The 20,907-nt window shown below is 67.9% G+C and carries 17 protein-coding genes; 6 read left to right on the forward strand and 11 right to left on the reverse strand.

Features of this window, described 5'->3' with window-relative positions:
- Positions 1–157 precede the first annotated feature (157 nt).
- On the forward strand, positions 158–1,075 hold the full coding sequence (locus tag AC1VV3_RS18655) for a LysR family transcriptional regulator (RefSeq protein ID WP_134095640.1): 918 nt from the start codon (positions 158–160) through the stop codon (positions 1,073–1,075).
- Here the strand turns inward: AC1VV3_RS18655 and AC1VV3_RS18660 are convergent.
- The 11 genes from AC1VV3_RS18660 to AC1VV3_RS18710 form a co-directional block, all read right to left on the reverse strand.
- Positions 1,063–1,653: a 3'-5' exonuclease gene (locus tag AC1VV3_RS18660; RefSeq protein WP_431567691.1), complete on the reverse strand. Its 591-nt coding sequence runs from the start codon at positions 1,651–1,653 to the stop codon at positions 1,063–1,065. The two genes, AC1VV3_RS18655 and AC1VV3_RS18660, sit on opposite strands and share 13 nt — an antisense overlap.
- Positions 1,654–1,711: 58 nt before the next feature.
- Complete coding sequence (locus AC1VV3_RS18665; RefSeq protein ID WP_132265943.1) at positions 1,712–2,173, reverse strand: pyridoxamine 5'-phosphate oxidase family protein; 462 nt, start codon at positions 2,171–2,173, stop codon at positions 1,712–1,714.
- 115 nt (positions 2,174–2,288) lie between these two features.
- On the reverse strand, positions 2,289–4,325 hold the full coding sequence (locus tag AC1VV3_RS18670) for a hybrid sensor histidine kinase/response regulator (protein WP_431567692.1): 2,037 nt from the start codon (positions 4,323–4,325) through the stop codon (positions 2,289–2,291).
- Positions 4,318–4,956: a chemotaxis protein CheX gene (locus AC1VV3_RS18675; protein WP_431567693.1), complete on the reverse strand. Its 639-nt coding sequence runs from the start codon at positions 4,954–4,956 to the stop codon at positions 4,318–4,320. The genes AC1VV3_RS18670 and AC1VV3_RS18675 overlap by 8 nt, the downstream gene beginning before the upstream one ends.
- Positions 4,953–5,336 (reverse strand): response regulator, encoded by a 384-nt coding sequence (locus AC1VV3_RS18680; RefSeq protein ID WP_132265947.1) that lies wholly within the window; start codon positions 5,334–5,336, stop codon positions 4,953–4,955. Before AC1VV3_RS18680 ends, AC1VV3_RS18675 begins: the two co-directional genes overlap by 4 nt.
- Before the next feature lie 95 nt (positions 5,337–5,431).
- The gene (locus AC1VV3_RS18685) at positions 5,432–5,677 is read right to left on the reverse strand and encodes a hypothetical protein (RefSeq protein ID WP_431567694.1); all 246 of its coding nucleotides are present in this window, start codon (positions 5,675–5,677) and stop codon (positions 5,432–5,434) included.
- Positions 5,674–7,611, reverse strand: a complete 1,938-nt coding sequence (locus AC1VV3_RS18690; RefSeq protein WP_431567695.1) for a chemotaxis protein CheA — start codon at positions 7,609–7,611, stop codon at positions 5,674–5,676. The genes AC1VV3_RS18685 and AC1VV3_RS18690 overlap by 4 nt, the downstream gene beginning before the upstream one ends.
- Positions 7,611–8,459 (reverse strand): CheR family methyltransferase, encoded by an 849-nt coding sequence (locus tag AC1VV3_RS18695; protein WP_431567696.1) that lies wholly within the window; start codon positions 8,457–8,459, stop codon positions 7,611–7,613. Before AC1VV3_RS18695 ends, AC1VV3_RS18690 begins: the two co-directional genes overlap by 1 nt.
- On the reverse strand, positions 8,456–9,571 hold the full coding sequence (gene cheB / locus AC1VV3_RS18700) for a chemotaxis-specific protein-glutamate methyltransferase CheB (protein ID WP_431567697.1): 1,116 nt from the start codon (positions 9,569–9,571) through the stop codon (positions 8,456–8,458). The genes AC1VV3_RS18695 and cheB overlap by 4 nt, the downstream gene beginning before the upstream one ends.
- Positions 9,568–10,944, reverse strand: a complete 1,377-nt coding sequence (locus tag AC1VV3_RS18705) for a chemotaxis protein CheW (protein ID WP_431567698.1) — start codon at positions 10,942–10,944, stop codon at positions 9,568–9,570. The genes cheB and AC1VV3_RS18705 overlap by 4 nt, the downstream gene beginning before the upstream one ends.
- 7 nt (positions 10,945–10,951) lie before the next feature.
- On the reverse strand, positions 10,952–12,901 hold the full coding sequence (locus AC1VV3_RS18710; protein WP_431567699.1) for a methyl-accepting chemotaxis protein: 1,950 nt from the start codon (positions 12,899–12,901) through the stop codon (positions 10,952–10,954).
- A 185-nt stretch (positions 12,902–13,086) separates the two neighbouring features.
- Here AC1VV3_RS18710 and AC1VV3_RS18715 point away from each other — a divergent pair, with 185 nt between their 5' ends.
- From AC1VV3_RS18715 to AC1VV3_RS18735, 5 genes are all read left to right on the forward strand, one after another.
- Positions 13,087–13,299, forward strand: a complete 213-nt coding sequence (locus tag AC1VV3_RS18715; protein WP_132265955.1) for a hypervirulence associated TUDOR domain-containing protein — start codon at positions 13,087–13,089, stop codon at positions 13,297–13,299.
- Between the two features lie 91 nt (positions 13,300–13,390).
- The gene (locus AC1VV3_RS18720; RefSeq protein ID WP_465127067.1) at positions 13,391–15,661 is read left to right on the forward strand and encodes an acyl-CoA dehydrogenase; all 2,271 of its coding nucleotides are present in this window, start codon (positions 13,391–13,393) and stop codon (positions 15,659–15,661) included.
- Positions 15,658–16,944 (forward strand): acetyl-CoA C-acetyltransferase, encoded by a 1,287-nt coding sequence (locus AC1VV3_RS18725; RefSeq protein WP_431567701.1) that lies wholly within the window; start codon positions 15,658–15,660, stop codon positions 16,942–16,944. The genes AC1VV3_RS18720 and AC1VV3_RS18725 overlap by 4 nt, the downstream gene beginning before the upstream one ends.
- 11 nt (positions 16,945–16,955) lie before the next feature.
- Positions 16,956–19,073: a 3-hydroxyacyl-CoA dehydrogenase NAD-binding domain-containing protein gene (locus AC1VV3_RS18730; RefSeq protein ID WP_482962104.1), complete on the forward strand. Its 2,118-nt coding sequence runs from the start codon at positions 16,956–16,958 to the stop codon at positions 19,071–19,073.
- On the forward strand, positions 19,070–20,905 hold the full coding sequence (locus AC1VV3_RS18735; protein WP_431567703.1) for an acetyl-CoA hydrolase/transferase C-terminal domain-containing protein: 1,836 nt from the start codon (positions 19,070–19,072) through the stop codon (positions 20,903–20,905). Before AC1VV3_RS18730 ends, AC1VV3_RS18735 begins: the two co-directional genes overlap by 4 nt.
- Positions 20,906–20,907: the final 2 nt, after the last annotated feature.

Below are 20,907 nucleotides of genomic sequence, written 5' to 3' on the forward strand. Positions count from 1 at the left end.
CGCCCGTGCGGCCCGCGTGATTCCTCTTTAACATGAACCGCATGATAGCCAGACGGCCTCGCTTGGCAATTCGCTTCCACGGGGCTGGACTTGGACCGGTTCATCATCGATGAAACCTCTGGTTCAATGCTCTTATCATGGACAGGATCGATATTCGATGCGCCTCGACAAGTTCGATCTCAACCTGCTGATCGCGCTGGAACTGCTGCTGGAGGAGCAGAACGTCACGCGGGCGGCGCAGCGCCTCAACCTGACACAGTCGGCCATGAGCGCGGCACTCGCGCGGCTGCGGCTGGCGCTCAACGACGAACTGCTGGTGCCGCATGGCCGGCGGATGGTGGCGACGCCCCATGCCCTGGCGCTGGCGCCGCAAGTCTCCGAAGCGGTCCGCAGCCTTCGCGCGCTCATATCCGGGGCGACGGCCTTCGATCCGGCCACGTCCGACCGACGCTTCGAAATCGCCGCTTCCGACTACATCGCCACGATCCTGCTCAGTCCCCTGCTGCCCCAGCTCAAGACAGAAGCCCCGAACGTGGCGATCAACGTCGTGTTGCCCACCCGCCAGACGAGCGCGCTGCTGGAAGACGGCAAGCTCGACTTCCAGCTCACGCCGGAACAGTTCCTCAGCGCCGACCACCCCAGCGAACTGCTGTTCGAGGAGCGCCACGTCGTGGTGGGCTGGTCGGGGAACCCCGTCTTTTCCGGCGAGATGACCGAAGAGGCCTTCCATTCTTGCGGCCATGTGGCGGTAAGGATCACCGGCGTCCCCTCGTTCGCGGAGCGGCACCTGCTGGCGGCCGATGACCGGCGGCGCATAGAAGTGACGGCGCCATCGTTCTCGCTGGTGCCATGGCTGCTGCCCGGCACGCACTTGCTGGCTTTGATGCATGAGCGGCTCGCCCGGCTCTTTGCACCCTTGTTACCGCTCGAAATCCGACCCGCGCCGATCGCCATGCCGCCGATGCGGGAGATGATCCAGTATCACGCGGCCCGGGCGAGCGATGCGGGCATGATCTGGTTCAAGGATCGCCTCATGGCCGCGGCTCGTCAGGATCACGGCGGTCAGGCGGGGTAGTCGGCGCTACGCCGTCCGGGGCGGCAGATGGCCTTTGCCTGCCGGAGCGCCTCGGCAGCCCCCTGCGCTGCAAGCCAGCGCGAGCGATCGGCCTGCGCATCGGGCAGCGCCCGGTGGGCGGGCGGCCCCGTCCGCGCCGGGTCTGTATCTGCAAGAATTGCCTTCACAGCCTCCCGGGATTCCTCCGGTGAAAACGCTTCTCCCAGCAGAGTGCCCAGTTCCCGCGCGATCATCTCGGACGTCTTGCCCAGCCGAAGCTGATGCTTGGGGAAACCCACGCTGCGCAGCAGGGCATTCAGCCACTTGGCATCCCAGGACGGCGCACTGGCGAAGAGGTCGTGGCCGGTCAGCACCTCCACCATGCGGAGCGCCACCCGGTCATGCGGCTCCCCCTCGCGCGCAAGCTGGCTTCGGGAGATACCGTGGATGGCCTCGGCCTCCTCGTCCCAGTCCGTCCAGTCCGGGTGCGGCTGGATCAGATGGCTTTCGCAGCGCCCGTCTTCGAACACCCAGGCCACCTCGATCGGATAGCTGCGCTTCGCCAGCGAAGACGCTTCGAAATCGAGGAATACGCGCATGCCCGCTCAGCACGCCCCCGCAGGAACGCGCCGAGCCGGACCTTCGGAGCCGAAAGCGTCAGGGACCACCAACGTAGGACCCTCTCTCCACGATCACTTCGCCTTCGTCCTCGCCGTCCCAATAGTGAGCGCGCTCTGCTCCCACGCGGATCAGCACGAGGCCGGGCGTATCGACGCCGTCCTTGAACCAGCGATCGAGATCCTTGGTCCAGTGCGCGGCGAACTGGGCCTTGTCGCGGATCAGTTCGCCCTTGCCCTCCACGGCAATGAAGAATGGCCGCATGCCCAGGATCCCGGCCTTGCCCTGGAAGTTCAGGCCGACGCGGGGATCGTCGGCGATCTCGGATACCATCGCGGTATCCTCGGTGGTGAAGAACCAAGAATCGCCGTCATATTCCACATCGCGGTTGTTGCTCATCGGCCGCGCGGCGATCGTGCCGCCGGGGCCGTGGGTGGAGAGCATCGTGAAATCTATGTCCTTCATCTTCTCGGCAAGGTCGCTGAGGGTCTTGCTGGTCATTGCAGTTCTCCCATGAGGTTGCCGAAATCAACCCGCGATGGGCATCGATGCTCCCGAGGGAAAGACCAAGCGGGCAGGAGCGTCGCCAGCCGGAACCTTGCGGCGCTGAGGGCGCTCAGCGGTCCAGCAGTTCGCGCACTTTCGCGGCCAGCGCCTGCATGGTGAACGGCTTGGAGAGCAGTTCCACACCCTCGCCCAGCCGCCCTTCATGCATGATCGCGTCGTGAGGGTAGCCCGAGGTGTAGAGAACGCCGAGACCGGGCACGATCTCGTGGGCGGACTGGGCCAGTTCGCTGCCCGACATGCGCGGCATCACCACGTCCGTCACCAGCAGGTCCACGGGTCGATCGCGCCCGCGCAGCAGGTCGAGCGCGGCAAAGCCGTCGGCCGCCTCCAGCACGCGGTAGCCAAGATCGCAGAGCGCGCCCACGGCGTAGCGGCGCACGTCATCATCGTCCTCTACCACCAGGATCGTCTCGGAAGGGCGGCCGAAATCCTCGGCGGCGGGATGGTAGGCCTGATCCTCTACTGCGCTTGCATCGCCGCGCGGAAGGTGAAGCACCACCCGCGTACCGCTGCCCGGCTCCGAGGCGATATCGATGCCGCCGCCCGACTGCTTGGCGAATCCATAGACCATCGACAGGCCCAGCCCCGTGCCCTTGCCCACGTCCTTGGTGGTGAAGAACGGATCGAAGACTTTCGCCAGCGTCGCCTCGTCCATGCCAACACCGTTGTCGACCACTTCGATGGCCACATAATCGCCGGCGGGCATGTCCCCGCCCGTGCCGGAATGGACCGCGTTGCGGGCGGTGATCCGCAGCGAACCGCCCTCGGGCATGGCGTCGCGCGCATTGACCGCCAGGTTCAGGATGGCATTTTCAAGCTGGTGAGGATCGGCCTCGATCATCCACACGCCGGAATTCGCATCGATGGCGATGGCGATGGCCTCGGTGATCGTGCGCGAGAGCAGGTCCGACATGCCCTCCAGCAAGTCGCGCACGTTCACCGCGCGCGGGTCCAGAGGCTGGCGGCGCGAGAAGGCGAGCAGGCGGTGGGTCAGTGCGGCGGCGCGCTCGGCCCCCTTCATCGCCTGTTCCAGCGAGCGCCGCACGCGCGGATCGGCCGAAGGCGCCACCCGGCGAGAGGCCATGTCGATGCTGCCGATGATGATCGTCAGGAGGTTGTTGAAGTCGTGGGCGATGCCGCCGGTAAGCTGACCGACGGCCTCCATCTTCTGCGCCTGGCGCAGGGCCTCTTCGGCATGCTGGCGTTCCGCGACTTCGGCGGCGACGCGCTGTTCCAGCGTTTCCGCCAGTTCGCGCAGCGTGGCTTCCTGCCGCTTGGCGTTGGTTACGTCGTATATGACGCCCAGCAAACGATAACCCGTGCCGTCCGCCTCATACTGCACTTCGCCGCGCCGGGCGATCCAGCGCAGTTCGCCGTCGTCGCCCCTGCGGATGAGGAACTCGCCCGCCAGCGTGTCCGGAAGGGCGCCCTGCACGCCTTCGGGGATCAGCGCCAGTTCACCTTCGCTGACGACCGAATTGATCGTTCGCAGCGGTAGCCGGTCCGCCGGGTGCAGGCCCAGCAACACGCAGAATTCGGTGGAGACGGACACGGTCGCAAAGCCGTCGTTATATTCGAAAGTGCCCACCCCGCCCGCACTCTGCGCGATGCGCAGGCGTTCTTCGGTACGCTTGCGCTCGGTAACGTCGACCAGCAGGCCGGTGAAGCGCAACGGCTCGTCATCGGCATCGAGATGGCATTGCCCGCGCCCGTGCATCCACAGGACCTTGCCCGCCGGCGTGACGACGCGGAACTCCTTGGAAAACAGCGAGGCCCCGGCCAGCATGCCCGCCACCGCGATGCGGATGCGCGGGCGGTCTTCGGGATGGATCGAGCGGAAGAACGTGGCGGTGGGGAAACCGTCCCGGATCTGGTCGGTGGGGAGGCCGTAAAGCTCGGCGAAGCTGGCATCGAGGAACAAGCGTTCCCCGGCGATGTCCCAGTCCCAGGACCCGCTGGCCCCGGCCGCCGCAAGAACCGCGCGCAATTGCTCGTCGTTCAGTGCGCTGCCCGCGGCGCGCGCCATCCCGTTTCCGCCCTTGCCATCACCGGCGCCGCCGCCCGGTCCCCCGTCCGTGTCAGGCATCGTCGCCCACGACGCTCGCGATGAATTCGTCCAGCAGTTCCTTCAGCGTCGCCAGCGAGGGGATGTCCATCAGCATGGCGATATAGCCCCTGATGTCGCGCATGCGCACGGCGAAGTCGATGTAGAGGAACAACACGAGCCCTTCCTCGGCGCCGGACTCGTCCACCTCGAACAGGGTGGCACCATTGCCGCGAAGCACTTCCGGGATCGTCATCGTCAACGAACGTTTCAGCATGTTCGCCATCGTCGCCAGGCAGGAATTGAGTATGACGTTGCCCGTTTCGGCCAGGGCCTCATGCTCCATCTCTACCACTTCCTCGGCGCTGAGTTCGCCGCCGGTAACGGCGCGCACCAGTTCGAGGCTGTTCGTCTCGGGAAAGATCAGGAGCGCGCGGCCCGAGAAAGGCCCGCTGAAATCCTGCCGTACTGCGATCAGCTCGGCCACTTCGCGCTCGCTGATGAGGCGCGCGGCGCGCCGGTGGCTTACCACTTCGATGGAAGGGACGGAGAGCAGAACCTGCTCGCCGATCATCTTGCGCAGGCTGGAGGCGGCACGGCTCACCCCGATATTGACGATTTCCGTCAGCGCATCGCGTTCAAGCTCGGTAAGGGCAACCTGCTCCGGAATCATGCCCGCGTGGTTCTCAGCTTGAGCGCGGCACCCGAAAGGAAGCCCGAAAGACCATCGCTGGTCACGGGCTTGGCGATGAATGCCGCACCCACTTCGCGGGCGCGGGCGATGATCTCGTCCTGGATGTTGGCGGTGATGATCGCAATCGGCATCTCGGGCCGCATAGCGCGCAACTCGGCCGCAAGTTCCAGCCCGTCCGTCTCGCTCATGTTGAAATCGATCAGCGAGACGTCGACCGTCTCGTTTTCGATCACTTCCAGCGCCTCCCGCGCGCTGCCGGCTTCCACTTTGCTCCACTCCGGCTGGAGCTGGGCCAGGGCCTTGGATGCCACGATCCGCGCAAGCTTGCTGTCATCCACGATCATCACGGTAACCGACACGGACTGCTCCTCAATTTCTGCTGCTCATGGTGCTGCCCGCGAGGGCGATTTTCCCGACCTATAGGGCGCGAACCTGAAGGCGGGTATAACTTTCATTACAAAGCCGGCGGTTGCGGTGCGGCAAAGGACAGGCGCTGAAGCAGGGGATCGGCAAAGTCCCCCTCGATCCGCCGGGCGAACAGCGCCAGCAATTGCAACACCGCGAAATGCGCGCCTTCCATGGCCGAGACGTCCACGACGCGCTGCGGATCGTCCTGCAGCGCCAAAAGCAGCGGCTCCGCATCCTCGACCGGGCAGGCCCCGACCAGACGCACGATATCGCTTTCCATGACGATGCTCATGACAGCAGCTCCGGCAGATCAAGCACGAGCAGCACCCCGCCATCGGCATCGACGGCAGTGCCGCCGATGGCCGGCATCGCGGCGAGCAATCCGGAGCGCTCGCGCACGGCGGCATCCATTCGCTCGCCCACGGCGTCTACGCGCAGCGCGATCCGCTCGCCTGCCGCTCCGGTCACCACCAGCCTCGCCGCTTCGCCCCCCGGCGTGTCCTCGTGGCCCAGCAGCGCCGCCAGCGACAAGACCGGCACCGTGCGGTCGCGGATCACGCAGGCGCGGCCATGTCCAAGCTCCTGGATCTCGGCAGGGTCGATGCGCCGCGTCTCGTGGATCTGGTCCATGCGCAGCCCATAGCGCTCGCCGGCGACACGCACCGTAATTAGGCGCGTCAGGATTGCCGTGAGGGGCAGGCGGATGGCTATATCGGTGCCCTGGCCGAGCGTGCTCTCCACCTCGATCGAGCCCTGCATCCGCTCGACCGCGCGCTGCACGGCGTCCATGCCCACCCCCCGGCCCGACACGTCGGTAACCACTTGCGAGGTGGAGAAGCCCGGCGCAAAAATCAGTCGCAGGGCCTGGCGATCCGTCAGTGCTGCCGCGGCCGCCTCGTCCAGGAGGCCGCGAGCCACCGCCGCCTGCCGGATTACCGCGGCATCGATGCCCTTGCCGTCGTCCGAAAGCGCGACCGCGAGATGGTCTCCGCTGCGCTGGAAGCTCAAGCGGACGGTCCCGGTGGCAGGCTTGCCGGCCTCCGCGCGTCGCTCGGCGCTTTCGAGGCCATGGTCGATGGCGTTACGCACGAGATGGAGCAGCGGCTCGAAGATGGCGTCCGCCACCTGCTTGTCCACTTCCGCCCCCTCGCCGGCCAGTTCGAACCGGACGTCCTTGCCGAGCGAGGCGGCCAGTTCGCGCGCCAGACGCGGCAGGCGGCGCAGGACGGGCTGCAACGGCACCCGGCGCACTTCGGCCACCGTCGAGGAAAGCCGCCCCAGCGCGCGTGACAGCTCGCCCTGAACGCGGCGCAGCTCGGCAGCCAGCGCGCGGTCCGTCACCGCCGCGCGCTCTGCCGTCGCCTCCAGGGCATTGAGCGCCACCGCGAGTTGGCCCACTTCGGCAGCGAGAACGTCGAGCCGCAAGGCCGAGACGCGCAGCATGCCGCCGCCCTCGCCCGGGTCGGCCGGGGCCGCTTCCGCCGCGCCGGGTTCGCTCTCGCCCTGGCGCAGCCGCACTACCTCGACCTGATCGGGCACCATGCGAAAGGCCGCGCGTACATCGTCCGGCTCGGCGCTGGAGAGTCCCAGCAGATGCATCGCGCAGCGAAACGGCTCGAACTGCGCGAGGTCCGGCGCGTCCGGCGCCGGTTGCAGTTCCATCGCCAGCAGGCCCGGCACCGCCCGCACGACGGTCAGGGGGTCTTCGCCGCGAAAGAAGCAATCCGGATCGGGCCTGTAGCGGAAGGCGGACATGGCACCGGCTCCATCCGCCGCGGCAGCGCTGCGGACAATCGGCGCGGTCCAGTCCGGCAGTTCGCCGGTCGTTTCCGGCGCCGCCGCCGGGTGTTCCGCTTCATCCAGCGAGGCCGCAAGCGCAAGGCTGCGCGTCTCGGCATCCGCCGGCAGCCGGCCGTCGCGTTCCACATCGTCGATCCAGCGGTCGACCTGGTCCACCGTTGCCACGAAGCCGTCGAAGTCTTCCGCCGTCAGCACCGCATCGCCGCGCCGGGCCTGATCCAGGCGCGTCTCGGCACGGTGCAGCAGGCGCTCGGCGGGCGCCATTTCGAACAGGGCCACCGAGCCCTTCAGGGTGTGGACCGCGCGGAACAGGCTGTCGAGCACGTCGCGGCGTTCGGGCTGGCGCGCCAGGGCCACCAGATCGCCTTGCGCCTGCGCCACGAGATCCCGTCCCTCGATCAGGAACTGTTCGAGCAATTCGTCCATCATGAGCGACGATAGACGATCGCGTCGTCAAGGCGAACGAGATTGAAGCGATCGTCGATCCGGGTCATCGATTCGCTGTGACCCAGGCAAAGATAGCCGCCCCGGCGCAGCGCGCCATGCAAGTTGTCCGCCGCCACCTGCCTGCCTGCCTCGTCGAAATAGATCAGGAGATTGCGGCAGAGGATCACGTCGAACTGGCCCTGTGCGGCCATGGAACTGGCGTCGATCAGATTGGCGTAGGCAAAATGCACGGATTCGCGCAAGTCCGCGATCAGGCGGTAGTGCCGCTCGTCCCGCTCGAAATAGGCCGCTCGCAGTTCTTCGGGCATGCGGGCCACGGCGCGCTCGCCATAGTCGCCCTCGCGCGCGGCGGCGAGCGCGGCGGTGTCGATGTCGGAGCCGACGATCTCGATGTTATAGGCATCCACCAGCGGCCAGAATTCGAGCAGCCAGATCGCGATGGAGTAGGCTTCCTCGCCCGTTGCGCAGGGCATCGACCAGATACGGATGCGGTCGCCGGGAATGCGCGTGCGCGCCAGTTCCGGCAGGATCGTATTGGCGAGCGCCGCGAACTGGTGTTCCTCGCGGAAGAAATAGGTCTCGTTGATGGTGACGGCATTGATCAGTTGCTGCCGTTCCTCCGCGTCGGTCAGGAGGCGGGTGAAATAGGCGCGCACATCGGGCGATCCGGTGCGCCGGATCCGATCCACCAGTCGGCGCTCGATATAATAGGTCTTTTTCGGGCCGAAAGTCATGCCGGTCCAGCCGCGCAGCAAGTCGCTGATGCGCGCGATATCGGCATTCTCGACGCCCGAACCCGGCGAAAGGCCCGTTCCGGTTTCCGTCATGCGCCGGCCCAGTCGAGCAACTGGCCGGCGATGCGGTCCATCGGCAATATCAGGTCGGCGCCGTCCAGCGCGACCAGCGCCCCCGGCATGCCCCAGACGACGGCGCTGTCGGCGTCCTGCGCGATCGCACGGCCACCCTCGCGCCGCATGCGCGCCATGGCCTGCGCCCCGTCGTTGCCCATGCCGGTGAGCAGTACCCCCACCAGGGCCTCGGCGCCCAGCACATCGCATGCGGACTCGACGAGCCGGTCCGTGCTCGGGTGCCAGGGCAGGTCGGCGCGGGCGGGCGCGGCCAGCACGAAGGCCTCTCCCCGGCGGCGTGACAGGATCACGTCGGCATCGCCGCGGCCGATATAGACATGCCCCGGCAGCAGCGGCACGGCGCCGGTCACTTCGCTGACGGTCAGCGCGCATTGCCGGTCGAGCCGGCGGGCGAGCGGCCCGGTGAAGCTGGCCGGCATGTGCTGCGCGATGACGATGGGCCAGGGAAAATCCGCCGGCAGCGGCTGCAGCAAGGCATCGAGCGCGGGCGGGCCGCCTGTCGAGGAACCGACGATCACCGCGGAAATGCCGTCCAGCGGCTCGGCGCCCGGCAGCTGGGCCGGTTCCCTCCCGACAAGCTGCGTCTCAGCGGCATGCCCGGCCCTCATCGCAGAAGCGCGCGCATGAGCCCTTGCCCGCAGGCGGTCGGCCAGACGCACGAAGCGCGGCAGGCGCGCAGACGCCGCCGCGCGCACTTTTTCCACGAGCGGGTCGGCGATCCGGTCGATCTCCAGCGAGATCGGCCCCTCGGGTTTGGCCACGAAATCGACCGCGCCCAGCGACAGCGCCTCCAGCGTCTCGTCGGCGCCCTCCTGCGTCAGTGCCGAGACCATGACGACCGGACAGGGCCGCTCCACCATGATCCGGTCGAGACAGGCGAGCCCATCCATCTGCGGCATGTGCACGTCCATCGTCACCACATCGGGCGCGAAAGTGGAGAGCATGGCCAGCGCCTCGGCGCCATCGCGCGCGACTGCGATCTCGAACCCGCCGTCCTCGCGGAAAAGCTGGACCAGCAGTTTGCGCATCAGCGCGGAATCGTCGACGATCAGCAGCCGGATCGCGGTCAACGCACCGCCTCCAGCAGATCGCGCCCGGCCGCGTCGATCAGGGTCAGGGGCGAGACCAGCAGGGCGATGCGCTCTCCCGCGCCGGCACCATCGGCCAGGCGCACATAACCCTCGAAGATCGCGTCCGCCTCGCCGCCGGCCTCCGGATGCTCGATGGCCGCGTTCGTCAGCCTGATGAGGCCGTCCACGCGTTCGACCAGCAGGCCGACGACATCCCCGCCCTGCCGCGCGAGCACGAGGCGCCTGCCCTCCCGTTCCGCCACCGATCCGCCGCCGAGCCGCATGGAAACGTCGATCACCGGCACTGCAGACCCGCGCACATTGACCATGCCTGATAGCCAGCCCGGCGCATCGGGAATGGCCGAGAGAACCGGCACCCGCGCCACCCCTTCCACGGAGCCGAGCGGCATCGCCAGCCGGTTTCCACCCGCTCGCAAGGCAAGGTAGGCGCTCTCCGCCTCCACAGCCGCCGGGATCACATCCGGCAAGTCGGGAAGCGCCTCCATCCCGGCCACCGCCTCGGCATCGAGCAAGTGTTCGGCATCGAGCACGGAAATCAGGCGCTCGCCCGAACCGGGACGGCAGATCGCCTGGATCGAGGTCTCCGCATCTCCGCGCAGCAGCACGCCCGGCACCGGCTCCAGGCGCCCATGCTCGACATGAACGACATTGCGCACCCGTTCCGTCACCAGCCCCACCCGGCCCGCGCCGACGCGCACGACCACGACCTGCTCGCGCGCGGCAGGGACTTCGGCCTCGAAACCCAGCAGGCGGGCCAGCGAGAACAGTGGCAAAAGGCTGCCGCGATGTTCGATGGCCCCCAGCGCCGTTGCCGCCGCTCCGGGAACGACGGCAAGATCGGCGGGCTTCGTCAGCACTTCCTGCACCTGATCGGCGGGCAAGGCGAAGCGCTGGCCGGCCAGATCCATGACCAGAAGTGCCAGGCGCTCGTCCCGAACCGCTTCGCCGCGCTCCGCATGCAGCGGTGCATGGCGCGCAGCGCGTCGCTCCGGAGCCGGGAAACTGGCCACGAGCAGCGCATCGAGGTCCAGGTTCTCGCCATCCCCTCCAGCGCTCAGGCCGAGCACGGCATCCACCGCCAGCGCCACCGGCCGGGCGCCGTCCAGCAGCAAGGCCCGCGCGGGCGCCCCTTCGCCGGCCCCATTCCTGGCATCCCCGAGCGCGAGAACGGGCAGGATGTGCCCCCGAAAGTTGCCAAGGCCCAGCAACCTGGCGGCACCGAACGGCACCGGGGTCAGTCGCGGCAGAGCCGAGATTTCGCGAACCAGGCGGGCAGGCAGGGCCATTCGCCGACCGCCCGCCACGAAATTGAGAACCGTATCTTCGCTTTCGGCCGCCGCCCGCGCGGACACGGACCGATCAGGCGCCGCGGTCGAGCGAAACGGCCAGCGCCGCGATGTCCTCGATCGCCGCCGCCAGTTCCTCCGCGCCTTGCGCCTGCTGGCGGGCGGCAGCGCTGGCCTGCCGGGCTGCGCCTGCGGCGAGTTCGGCGGCCGAGGCGATCTGGTCGCTGCCGCTGCGGATCTCGCGCACGGCGTGCAGGATCGCCTGCGCTCCGCCGAGAATGGCGGCATTTCCGCGCCCGGTCTCGGAAAGGTTTTCGGCCATGACGGAGAAACGCTCGATCATCGCGCGGTTCCGCCCGCCTTCGGTCTCAGCGGCGCCCACGATCTGGTCGAGATCGCTGCGTACGAGGGTCAAGTGGTCCTGGATGGCGCGCACCGCGTCCTTGACGTCTTGCGCATTGGCTGCCGCCTCTCGCGCAAGCTTGCGAATATCGCCGGTCACGGTCGAGAAACCGGCGCCGGCACTGCCCGCTCGGGTCGCTTCCACCGCGCCGTTGACCGCGAGCATGTTGGTCTGGAGCGCGACCAGGGCCAGCCCGTCGCCGATCTTCTCGATCCGGCGGCCGGTGTCGCCGATCGTGCCGAGCGACGACAGCACCGCGCGGGTTTCCTCGACACTTTCGGTGACGCCGGACACCAGGGCCATCACCTGGGTGCTGCCCTGCTCGGTCGTGGCGATCACTGCGGCGATGCCCGTGCTGGCCTCTTCCGCGCGTTCCTGCGCGGATATGGCCGCCTTTTCGATCTGCACCATCGCCGCGCTGGCCTGCAAGGTAGCCGCGCCCTGGATCTGTGCGCCGCGCGAAATCTGCTCGATGGCCACGAGGATCTCGCCCGCCGCGCCGGACAGTTCCTGCACGGTGGCCGAAAGCTCTTCGGCGGCCGCCGCGATCTGCTCGGCCGCGCCGCTTTCCTGGCCCTGCCCGGCGCTCTCTCCGCCGACTTCGCCCGAAAGCCGGTCTGCCAGCACTGCCAGCGTCTCGGCGGTCTGCTGGCTCTGCTCCAGCGAGGCCGCCTGCTGCTCCACGGCCTGCCGCGCTTCTGCTGCTGCCGCCGATTGCTCCTCGGCCGCGGCGGCGATCTGCTCCGCGCCCTTCTCCGCCTCGGTGGCGGCACCGTCGGCCTCCATGGCGGCCAGCGCGATATCCTGCGCGCCCTTCCCGAGCGAGGACAGCCGCCCGCGCGCCTCTTGAAGATCGTTCACCAGCGCCCGCCCGCCATTGGCCTGACCGATGGCAACCGTGGCGGCACGGCGGATGCGCTCGGCCACCTGGCGGATTTCGGAGACGATGCTGTCACCCAGACTGCGGATTTCCGCGGCGTTCCGCTCCGAATCGTCGGCCAGTTCCCGCACTTCGTCGGCGATGATCGCGAAGCCCCTTCCCGCCTCGTCGGCGCGCGCCGCCTCGATAGCCGCGTTGAGCGCCAGCATCCCGGTCTGCTCCGAAAGGTCCGCCACCGTGCCGCCGATCGCGATGATCGACGCGGCCGTGGCCTCCAGCTTCTCGACAAGCTGGACCGATCCCAGCTGCCGTTCGCCATTCAGGACGATCGCGGCAACCGAAGCGTCGATCTGCGTCGCCGCTTCGGCAAAGCCCGACTGCACCAGTTCGATGTGCCGCTGCGCAGCACCCGCGCGCTCGCTGGATTCGCGGAAATTGCCCCGCAGGCTGGCGATCAGCCCGAGCGATTCCTGGGCCGCACCTGCCGCTTCTTCGGCCGAGACGGAAATGTGATCGGCGGCCCGCTGGAGTTCTCCCGCAGCGCTTGCCGCCTCGGTAAGCCCGCTGGCGAGTTCCTGCGTCGCCTCGTCCAGCCGTTCCAGCACGGTGACCGCGCGCCGCCCTCCACGGGCCGATGCCGCGGTCGTGCGCGGCACCGGCTGCTGGGTGACCGGATCGGTGCCGGAGCCCGTGGGGGCCGTCTTGCGGGCGGCCAGCGCGGATTTCTTGACTAGGGGCATGGAAGACCTCTCAGATGACCCGGCAGCGGATGGGCCACTCGTGATCCTCCCGGCATATGCGCAAACCATGGCCGCCATCAAGCTCCCAGCACCCAAGCACAGGCGCGAAAGGAGCGGACGAACAGGAACGCCGACCCGGCGGCGGGCGTTGGCGGGGAATATCCGCGAGCAGGAGCGACAGCGCCATGACGAAGGAATTCAAGAAAGGCGACAAGGTGGAGTGGGACACCAGCCAGGGCGCGACACACGGCACTGTCCAGAAGAAGCAGACCACCGAAACGCATATCAAGCGCCACAAGGTCGCCGCCACGCCGGACGACCCGCAATATATCGTCAAGAGCGACAAGTCGGGCAAGAAAGCGGCGCATAAGCCCGAGGAACTGCGGCGCAAGTCCTGAAGCCGGGTCTGCGCGAGGCTGACTTGAGACGGACCCGGGAGCAATTCGCCGTGCAGAGGCGTTGTGCCGGGCAGGAGAAGGAGCCTGCCCGATGTCGCCCGCGACCCATATCATGACCACCGCCCGCCGCGAAATCCTCACCCGTCCGGTTCTTTCGCTCGTTCAGTCCGCGCTGCCCGCACTGTCCGCCACGGAGAACGAGGCGATCGACGCAGGCAATACCTGGTGGGACGCCGCGCTGTTCACCGGCAATCCGGACTGGGAGCAATTGCTGGCGATCCCGCCAGCCACGCTGACCGAAGAAGAACGCGCCTTCATGGACGGCCCGGTCGACAGGCTCTGCGCCATGATCGACGACTGGCGCATGACCTGGGAAACCCGCGACCTGCCGCCCGAAGCCTGGGACTTCCTGAAGCGCGAGAAGTTCTTCGGCATCATCATCCCCAAGGAACACGGCGGCCTTGGTTTTTCCAACTTCGCGCATAGCGAAATCGTGCGCAAGATCGCCACGCGCTCGGTCTCCACTGCAGTGACGGCCATGGTGCCCAATTCGCTTGGGCCGGGCGAACTGATCCTGCGCTTCGGCACGAAAGAGCAGCAGGAGCACTGGCTGCCCCGCCTGGCCGAAGGGCGCGAAGTGCCGGCCTTCGGGCTTACCAGCCCCGAGGCCGGGTCCGACGCCGCCGCGATGACCGATGAGGGCGTGATCTGCCGGGGCCAATGGAACGGCGAGGACGTGCTGGGCATCCGCCTCAACTGGCACAAGCGCTACATCACGCTGGGGCCGGTGGCGACCATTCTCGGCCTGGCTTTCAAGCTGCGTGATCCCGACCATCTGCTGGGCCATCAGGACGATATCGGCATCACAGTCGCGCTCGTGCCCACGGAGCTGCCGGGCGTGACCATCGGCCGCCGCCACATCCCCTCCATGCAAACGTTCCAGAACGGTCCCAACGAAGGGCATGACGTGTTCATCCCGCTGGAAAACGTGATCGGCGGGCCGGAGCGCGTCGGCCAGGGCTGGAAGATGCTGATGAGCGCGCTGGCGGCCGGGCGCGGGATCTCGCTGCCTTCGCTCTCGGCGGCAGCAGGCGCTTTCGCGGCCCATACCACCGGCGCTTATGCCCGCGTCCGCTCGCAATTCAATCTGCCGATCGGCAAGTTCGAAGGCATTCAGGAGCGCCTCGCCCGCATCGCCGGCAACGCCTATCTGCTGGACGGCGCGCGGCGGCTTACGTGCGCCGGGCTGGACCAGGGCAACCACCCGGCGGTGATTTCCTCGATCCTCAAGCTCCACGCCACCGAGCGGATGCGCGTCGTCATCAACGATGCCATGGATGTGCACGGCGGCAAGGCGATCATAGAAGGACCGCGCAACTACCTCGGCAGCCAGTACCGCGCCATTCCGGTGGGCATCACGGTGGAAGGCGCCAATATCCTCACCCGCAGCCTGATGGTCTTCGGACAAGGCGCGATCCGCTCGCACCCCTACCTGCTGGAGGAAATCCGCGCCGTGGGCGATGCCAATCGCGGCCGGGCGCTGGCGAATTTCGACCAGGTGCTGTGGAAGCACATCGGCCATGCGCTGAAGACGGCGATCCGCGCCTTCGTGCGCGGCTGGAGCGGCGGCAGGTTCGCCCCCGCGCCCAGGGCAGGCAAGGCCACGCGCTATTACCGGCAGATGAGCCGCTATGCCGCCGCTTTCGCTTTCGCTTCGGACATTTCGTTCCTGACGCTCGGCGGCGAACTCAAGCGGCGCGAACTGCTCTCGGGCCGCCTGGGTGACGTGCTTTCCGAACTCTACCTGCTGTCCGGCGCGCTCAAGCGCTGGGAAGACGAAGGCCGGCAGGACGAAGACCTGCCGCTGCTGGCCTGGTGCATGGAAAGCGGCTTCGCTACTATCGAGCAGCGCTTTGCCGAGATCATCGCCAACTTCCCGGCCCGTCCGGTCGGCTGGATGCTGCGCCTGTTCATCCAGCCGTTCGGCCGCCGTCGCAACGGCCCGTCGGACCGCACGATCCGCCAGTGCGCGGACATCCTGCTGGAACCCTGCGCCGCGCGCGACCGGCTGGTGGAGAACGTCTATATCGGGGGGGCGGACGAGGCCGTCGGCCGCCTGACCGACGCTTTCCAGCAAACCGTGGCGACCCAGCCCGTCCACGACCGCCTGCGCAAGGCACGCATCCGCGATCTGGACAAGGCGCACGAACAGGGCCTCATCACCGATGGGGAACTGGAGAGCTTGCGCGCCGCCGATGCGGCCGTGGCGGAAGTGATCGCGGTGGACGACTTTGCGGCCGAAGACCTCGACCAGTCCGGCCACGAAACGGCCACCCCGCGCATTGCCGAGCCCGCCGAATGAGCCGCCCGGTCTATATCGTCGACGGTGCCCGCACCCCTTTCCTGAAGGCGCGCGGCGGCCCCGGTCCCTTCACGCCGGTCGATCTGGCCGTGCAATGCGGGCGGCCGCTGCTGCTGCGCCAGCCGTTCACGCCGACGGCCTTCGATCAGGTGATCCTGGGCTGCGTGAACGTCATCGCGGACGAGGCCAACCCGGCCCGCGTCGCCGCCCTGCGCCTTGGCTGCGGCCCGCAGACCACTGCCTTCACCGTGCAGATCAACTGCGGCTCCGGCATGCAGGCGATGGACACGGCCTATCGCTACATCGCCGACGGCGGCAGCGACCTGATCCTGGCAGGCGGAGCCGAAGCCTTGAGCCATGCCCCGCTGGTGCTGCGGCAGGACGCGGTGGAATGGCTGGCGGAAATGCAGGGCAACAAGGCCGGCCCGCTCGGCGCGCTCAAGGCCGCAAGCCACTTCCGGCCCGATTTCCTCAAGCCCATCGTCGGCCTCGAACGCGGGCTGACCGACCCGATCACCGATCTCGGCATGGGGCAGACCGCCGAAGTGCTCGCCCACCTCTTCTCGATCTCGCGCGAGGCGGCGGATCGTTATGCGGTAGAGAGCCACAAGCGGCTGGCGAAGGCGCAGGCGGAAGGTTGGCTGAAAGGCGAACTCGAACCCGCCTTCGCCCGCGACGGCACCGTCCACGACCACGACGACGGCGTCCGGCCGGACAGCGAGCCTGCCAAGCTGGCCAAGCTCAAGCCCGTGTTCGAGCGGCCCTACGGCAAAGTCACGGCCGGCAACAGCTCGCAGATCACTGACGGCGCCTGCTGGACCATTCTCGCCTCGGAAGCGGCGGTGGAGCGCCATGGCCTCAAGCCCCGCGCGCGTATCGTCGACAGCCAGTGGTCGGCGCTCGATCCCTCGATCATGGGCCTCGGTCCGGTGCTAGCCTCTACCGCACTGCTGAAACGCAACGAACTCTCGCTGGACAGCATCGACCTCTGGGAACTGAACGAGGCTTTCGCTGCGCAAGTGCTGGCCTGCCTGGCCGCCTGGCAGGACGAGGGCTTCTGCCGTGAGGTGCTCGGTCTGGACGGCGCGGCGGGCACTATCGATCCCGGGCGCATCAATGTCGACGGCGGGGCGATCTCGCTCGGCCATCCGGTCGGTGCCAGCGGCGCGCGCATCGCGCTCCATCTGGTGCAGGCGATGGAGCGGCTGGGCAGCGGCCGGGGTATCGCCACCGAATGCATCGGCGGGGGCCAGGGCGGCGCCATGCTGATCGAACGCGCATGAAGGAGGCCGCGATGAACGATCCCGTATGGACTTATCTGGCCGACCGCGACCTGACGCTCGGCCCCGTTCCCCACGACCACCCGGAAAGCACCGAAGGCTTCACGCACTGGAGCTTTGCGCGCGATGCCGATGGCGTGGCCTGGGCCGTGATCGACCAGCAGGGCACGGGCACCAACACCCTGTCGCAAGCGGTCCTGGAGGAATTCTCCCGCATCCTCGACCTTGTCGAGCAGCGTGCGCCCAAGGCGCTCGTCATCCGGTCGGCCAAGCGGGACGGCTTCCTTGCAGGCGCGGACATCGCGGAATTTCGCGGCGTCACTGACGAAGGCGCAATCCGTGCGAGGATCGCGGCGGCGCACGAGGTGGTCGACCGGCTGGCCGCGCTGACGATACCGACAATCGCTGTCATGCACGGCTACGCCATGGGCGGCGGGCTGGAACTGGCCCTCGCCTGCACGCAGCGCATTGCCGTGGAGGGCACGCGCTTCGGCTTTCCCGAAGTGCAGATCGGCCTCCACCCCGGCCTTGGCGGCACCGCGCGCTTCACGCACTTGTGCGATCCGATCGAGGCGATGAGCGCCATGCTCACCGGCAAGTCGATCCATGACCGGCAGGCCAGGCGCATGGGGCTGGTCGATGCCGTGGTGCCCGAGCGCCATGTCGCCGCCGCCATCGCAGCCGCTGTCGGCGGCGATCTGGAGCAGGCGCGACAGGGTCTGGTAGAACGGCTGAAGGACAGCGCCCCGGCACGCCGCATCGCCGCCCGGCAGATGCGCGCGCAGGCCGAGGGCCGCGCGCCGTCTGCGCATTATCCCGCGCCCTATGCGCTGATCGATCTCTGGGAGGAGCATGGCGGCGACCTGAATGCCATGAAGCAGGCGGAAATCGGCTCCTTCGCCAAGCTGATGCTGACCGATACGGCGCAGAACCTGATCCGCGTGTTCTTCCTGAGGCAGAGGCTGAAGGAACTGGCCGGCAAGACTTCCGGCATAGCGCAAGTGCACGTCATCGGCGCGGGCGCAATGGGCGGGGACATTGCCGCGTGGTGCGCGTGGAAGGGCCTGCGCACCAGCCTGTCCGACGTGAAGCCCGAGCCGATCGGCAAGGCCATCGGCCGCGCGGCCGCGCTCTACGAGAAGATCGCACATGGCGACCGGCTCAAGATCCGCGACGCGCTGGACCGGCTGATCCCCGATCCCGAAGGCCACGGCGTGACGAGCGCCGATCTGGTCATCGAGGCCGCGCCGGAGAAGGCAGATCTCAAGCGCAAGCTCTACGCCGATGCCGAGCCGCGCATGAAGGACGGCGCCATTCTGGCCACCAACACCTCCTCGATCCCGCTGGCCGAACTGCGCGAAGGGCTCCAGCGCCCCGAACGGCTGGTCGGCATTCACTTCTTCAATCCGGTCTCGCGGCTGGATCTGGTGGAAGTGGTGACTCATGACGGCACCGATGCGGATGTCGCGGCACAGGCCCGCGCTTTCGTTGGTCGCATCGGCAAGCTGCCCGCGCCCGCGAAGAGCGCGCCGGGCTTCATCGTCAACCGGGTGCTGACGCCCTACCTGGTCGAAGCGCTGACCCTGATGGACGAGGGGCTCGCCCCCGAAGTCATCGACAAGGCGGCGACGGATTTCGGCATGCCGGTGGGTCCGCTGGAACTGGCCGATCAGGTGGGGCTCGACATCGGGCTGGCCGTTGCCGAGATGCTGAAGCGCGAACTCGACTGGCCGATGCCCGATGCCCCGCCATGGCTGAAGGAAAAGGTGGAAGCCGGCGACCTCGGCAAGAAGACCGGCAAGGGCATCTACGTCTGGCGAGACGGCAAGGCGGTGAAGGGCCACGGTGCACGGCACGGAAGCGCCGCAGCGCCCGAAACCGATCTGGCGGACCGCCTGATCCTGCCGATGCTCAACACCGCCGTCGCCGTGCTGCGCGAGGGCGTGAACGACGATCCCGACGTGATCGACGCGGCGATGATCTTCGGCACCGGCTTCGCGCCGTTCCGCGGCGGCCCGCTGCACTATGCCAAAGAACGCGGCGTGAGTGACGTGGTCGCGGCGCTCACCGAACTTGCCGCCAAGCATGGGCCGCGCTTCGAACCGGACGCGGGGTGGGACGCGCTGAAGTGACCGCATATCTCACCGATCCGGAAGAGATCGCGGATCGCATCATTGCCCATACCGGCGGGCGGATCGTGCTGGGCCTGCCGTTGGGGCTGGGCAAGTCTCCCCATGTCGCCAATGCCCTGTTCGATCGTGCCCGGGGCGATCCATCGATACGGCTCGTGATCTTCACCGCGCTGACGCTGGAACCGCCCGCGCTGGGGTCGGACCTCGAACGCCGCTTTCTTGAGCCGGTGTTCGCACGCACGATGGGTGGCTATCCCGAATTTGCGTATGCCGCCACCCAGCGGGCGGGCGACCTGCCGCCCAACATCGAGGTGAACGAATTCTTCTTCCAGGCGGGCAGCCGGCTCACCAACGCCGTGGCCCAGCGCAGCTACATTTCGGCCAACTACACCCATGCCGTGCGCTGCCTGCTCGATCAGGGCGTGAACGTGATCGCGCAGATCGTCGCCCGCCGGGAGGACCGCTTCAGCCTCAGCTGCAACAGCGACATGACGCTGGACCTGCTCCGCCATCGGGATGCGGGCAAGGCCGACTTCCTGCTGGTCGGTCAGGTCAACGACGAGCTGCCGTTCATGCCCGGCCCGGCAGACCTTCCCGCCGATGCTTTCGCCATGATCCTCGACAGTGCGGATACGCGGTTTCCCCTGTTCGGGCCGCCCAAGCAGCCGGTCAGCCCGGCGCAGCACGCGATCGGGGTCCATGTCGCCTCGCTGGTGGCGGATGGCGGCTCGCTGCAGATCGGCATCGGCGAGATCGGCGATGCCGTGGCCCATTCGCTGATCCTGCGCCAGCACCAGCCAGACCGTTTCCGCAGCGCCATCGATACCTTGCTCGTGGCCGGGCAAGTGCGCCCGCCCGTGGAGATGGGTGCCTTCGAGCACGGCCTCTATGCGCCCACCGAGATGTTGGTCGACGGCTTCGTCGAACTGATCCGGGCCGATATCGTCAAGCGCGAAGTCGACGGCGCCGTGCTGCACGGCGGTTTCTTCGTCGGTCCCCGCGCTTTCTATGCAGCGCTGCGCGACATGGACGAAGCCACGCGCGGCCTCATCCATATGCGCGAAATCTCCTGGGTCAACGCGCTTTACGGCGACGAAGCGGCCAAGCGGGCCGCCCGAGTCGACGCCCGCTTCGTCAACAGCGCGATGATGGTGACGCTGCTCGGCGCTACGGTTTCCGACGGGCTGGAGGACGGCCGCGTCGTCAGCGGCGTGGGCGGGCAATACAACTTCGTCGCGCAGGCCATGGAACTGGACGGCGCGCGCTCGATCATCACCCTGCCCGCCACCCGGCTGCACGACGGGTCGCTGCAATCCAACATCGTCTGGAGCTACGGCCATGAGACGATTCCCCGCCACTTGCGCGACGTGGTGGTCACCGAATACGGCGTGGCCGACCTTCGCGGCATGAGCGACGAGCGGGTGATCCAGCGCCTGATCGCCGTGGCCGACAGCCGGTTTCAGGACGAACTTCTGGAGGCAGCGCAAAGCGCCGGAAAAATCGGAGCGGATTGGCGCATCCCGCAGGAATGGCGGTCCAACCTTCCGCAGCGCATCGCCGACGCCCTGCCAAGGGACGACTTTCCCGCCTATCCCTTCGGCACCGATTTCACGCCGGTCGAGCAGCGGCTCGTGCCCGCGCTGCAGCATCTGTCCGAAACCGGCGGTCGCCCCGGCGCGCTGGCAGCCATCGCAGCGCGCGGACTTGCTCGCACCGCGCCGACGCGGGAGGAGGAGGAAGCGCTCGAACGCCTCGATCTGCAAGCCCCGTCAGGCCTGCGTTCGCGAACCTACCGCACCTTGGTACTCGGGGCCCTGCGATCCGTGGAATGAAC

This window comes from Novosphingobium sp. BL-S-34 (assembly GCF_056857015.1).

Coding starts and splice junctions, on each gene's coding strand:
- AC1VV3_RS18685 (WP_431567694.1), bottom strand. CDS start 5,677: ATGAGCATCGTCATGGAAAGCGATATCGTGCGTCTGGTCGGGGCCTGC.
- AC1VV3_RS18725 (WP_431567701.1), top strand. CDS start 15,658: ATGAGCCGCCCGGTCTATATCGTCGACGGTGCCCGCACCCCTTTCCTG.
- AC1VV3_RS18720 (WP_465127067.1), top strand. CDS start 13,391: ATGTCGCCCGCGACCCATATCATGACCACCGCCCGCCGCGAAATCCTC.
- AC1VV3_RS18655 (WP_134095640.1), top strand. CDS start 158: ATGCGCCTCGACAAGTTCGATCTCAACCTGCTGATCGCGCTGGAACTG.
- AC1VV3_RS18730 (WP_482962104.1), top strand. CDS start 16,956: ATGAACGATCCCGTATGGACTTATCTGGCCGACCGCGACCTGACGCTC.
- AC1VV3_RS18670 (WP_431567692.1), bottom strand. CDS start 4,325: ATGCCTGACACGGACGGGGGACCGGGCGGCGGCGCCGGTGATGGCAAG.
- AC1VV3_RS18660 (WP_431567691.1), bottom strand. CDS start 1,653: ATGCGCGTATTCCTCGATTTCGAAGCGTCTTCGCTGGCGAAGCGCAGC.
- AC1VV3_RS18665 (WP_132265943.1), bottom strand. CDS start 2,173: ATGACCAGCAAGACCCTCAGCGACCTTGCCGAGAAGATGAAGGACATA.
- AC1VV3_RS18715 (WP_132265955.1), top strand. CDS start 13,087: ATGACGAAGGAATTCAAGAAAGGCGACAAGGTGGAGTGGGACACCAGC.
- AC1VV3_RS18675 (WP_431567693.1), bottom strand. CDS start 4,956: ATGATTCCGGAGCAGGTTGCCCTTACCGAGCTTGAACGCGATGCGCTG.
- AC1VV3_RS18695 (WP_431567696.1), bottom strand. CDS start 8,459: ATGACGGAAACCGGAACGGGCCTTTCGCCGGGTTCGGGCGTCGAGAAT.
- AC1VV3_RS18690 (WP_431567695.1), bottom strand. CDS start 7,611: ATGGACGAATTGCTCGAACAGTTCCTGATCGAGGGACGGGATCTCGTG.
- AC1VV3_RS18710 (WP_431567699.1), bottom strand. CDS start 12,901: ATGCCCCTAGTCAAGAAATCCGCGCTGGCCGCCCGCAAGACGGCCCCC.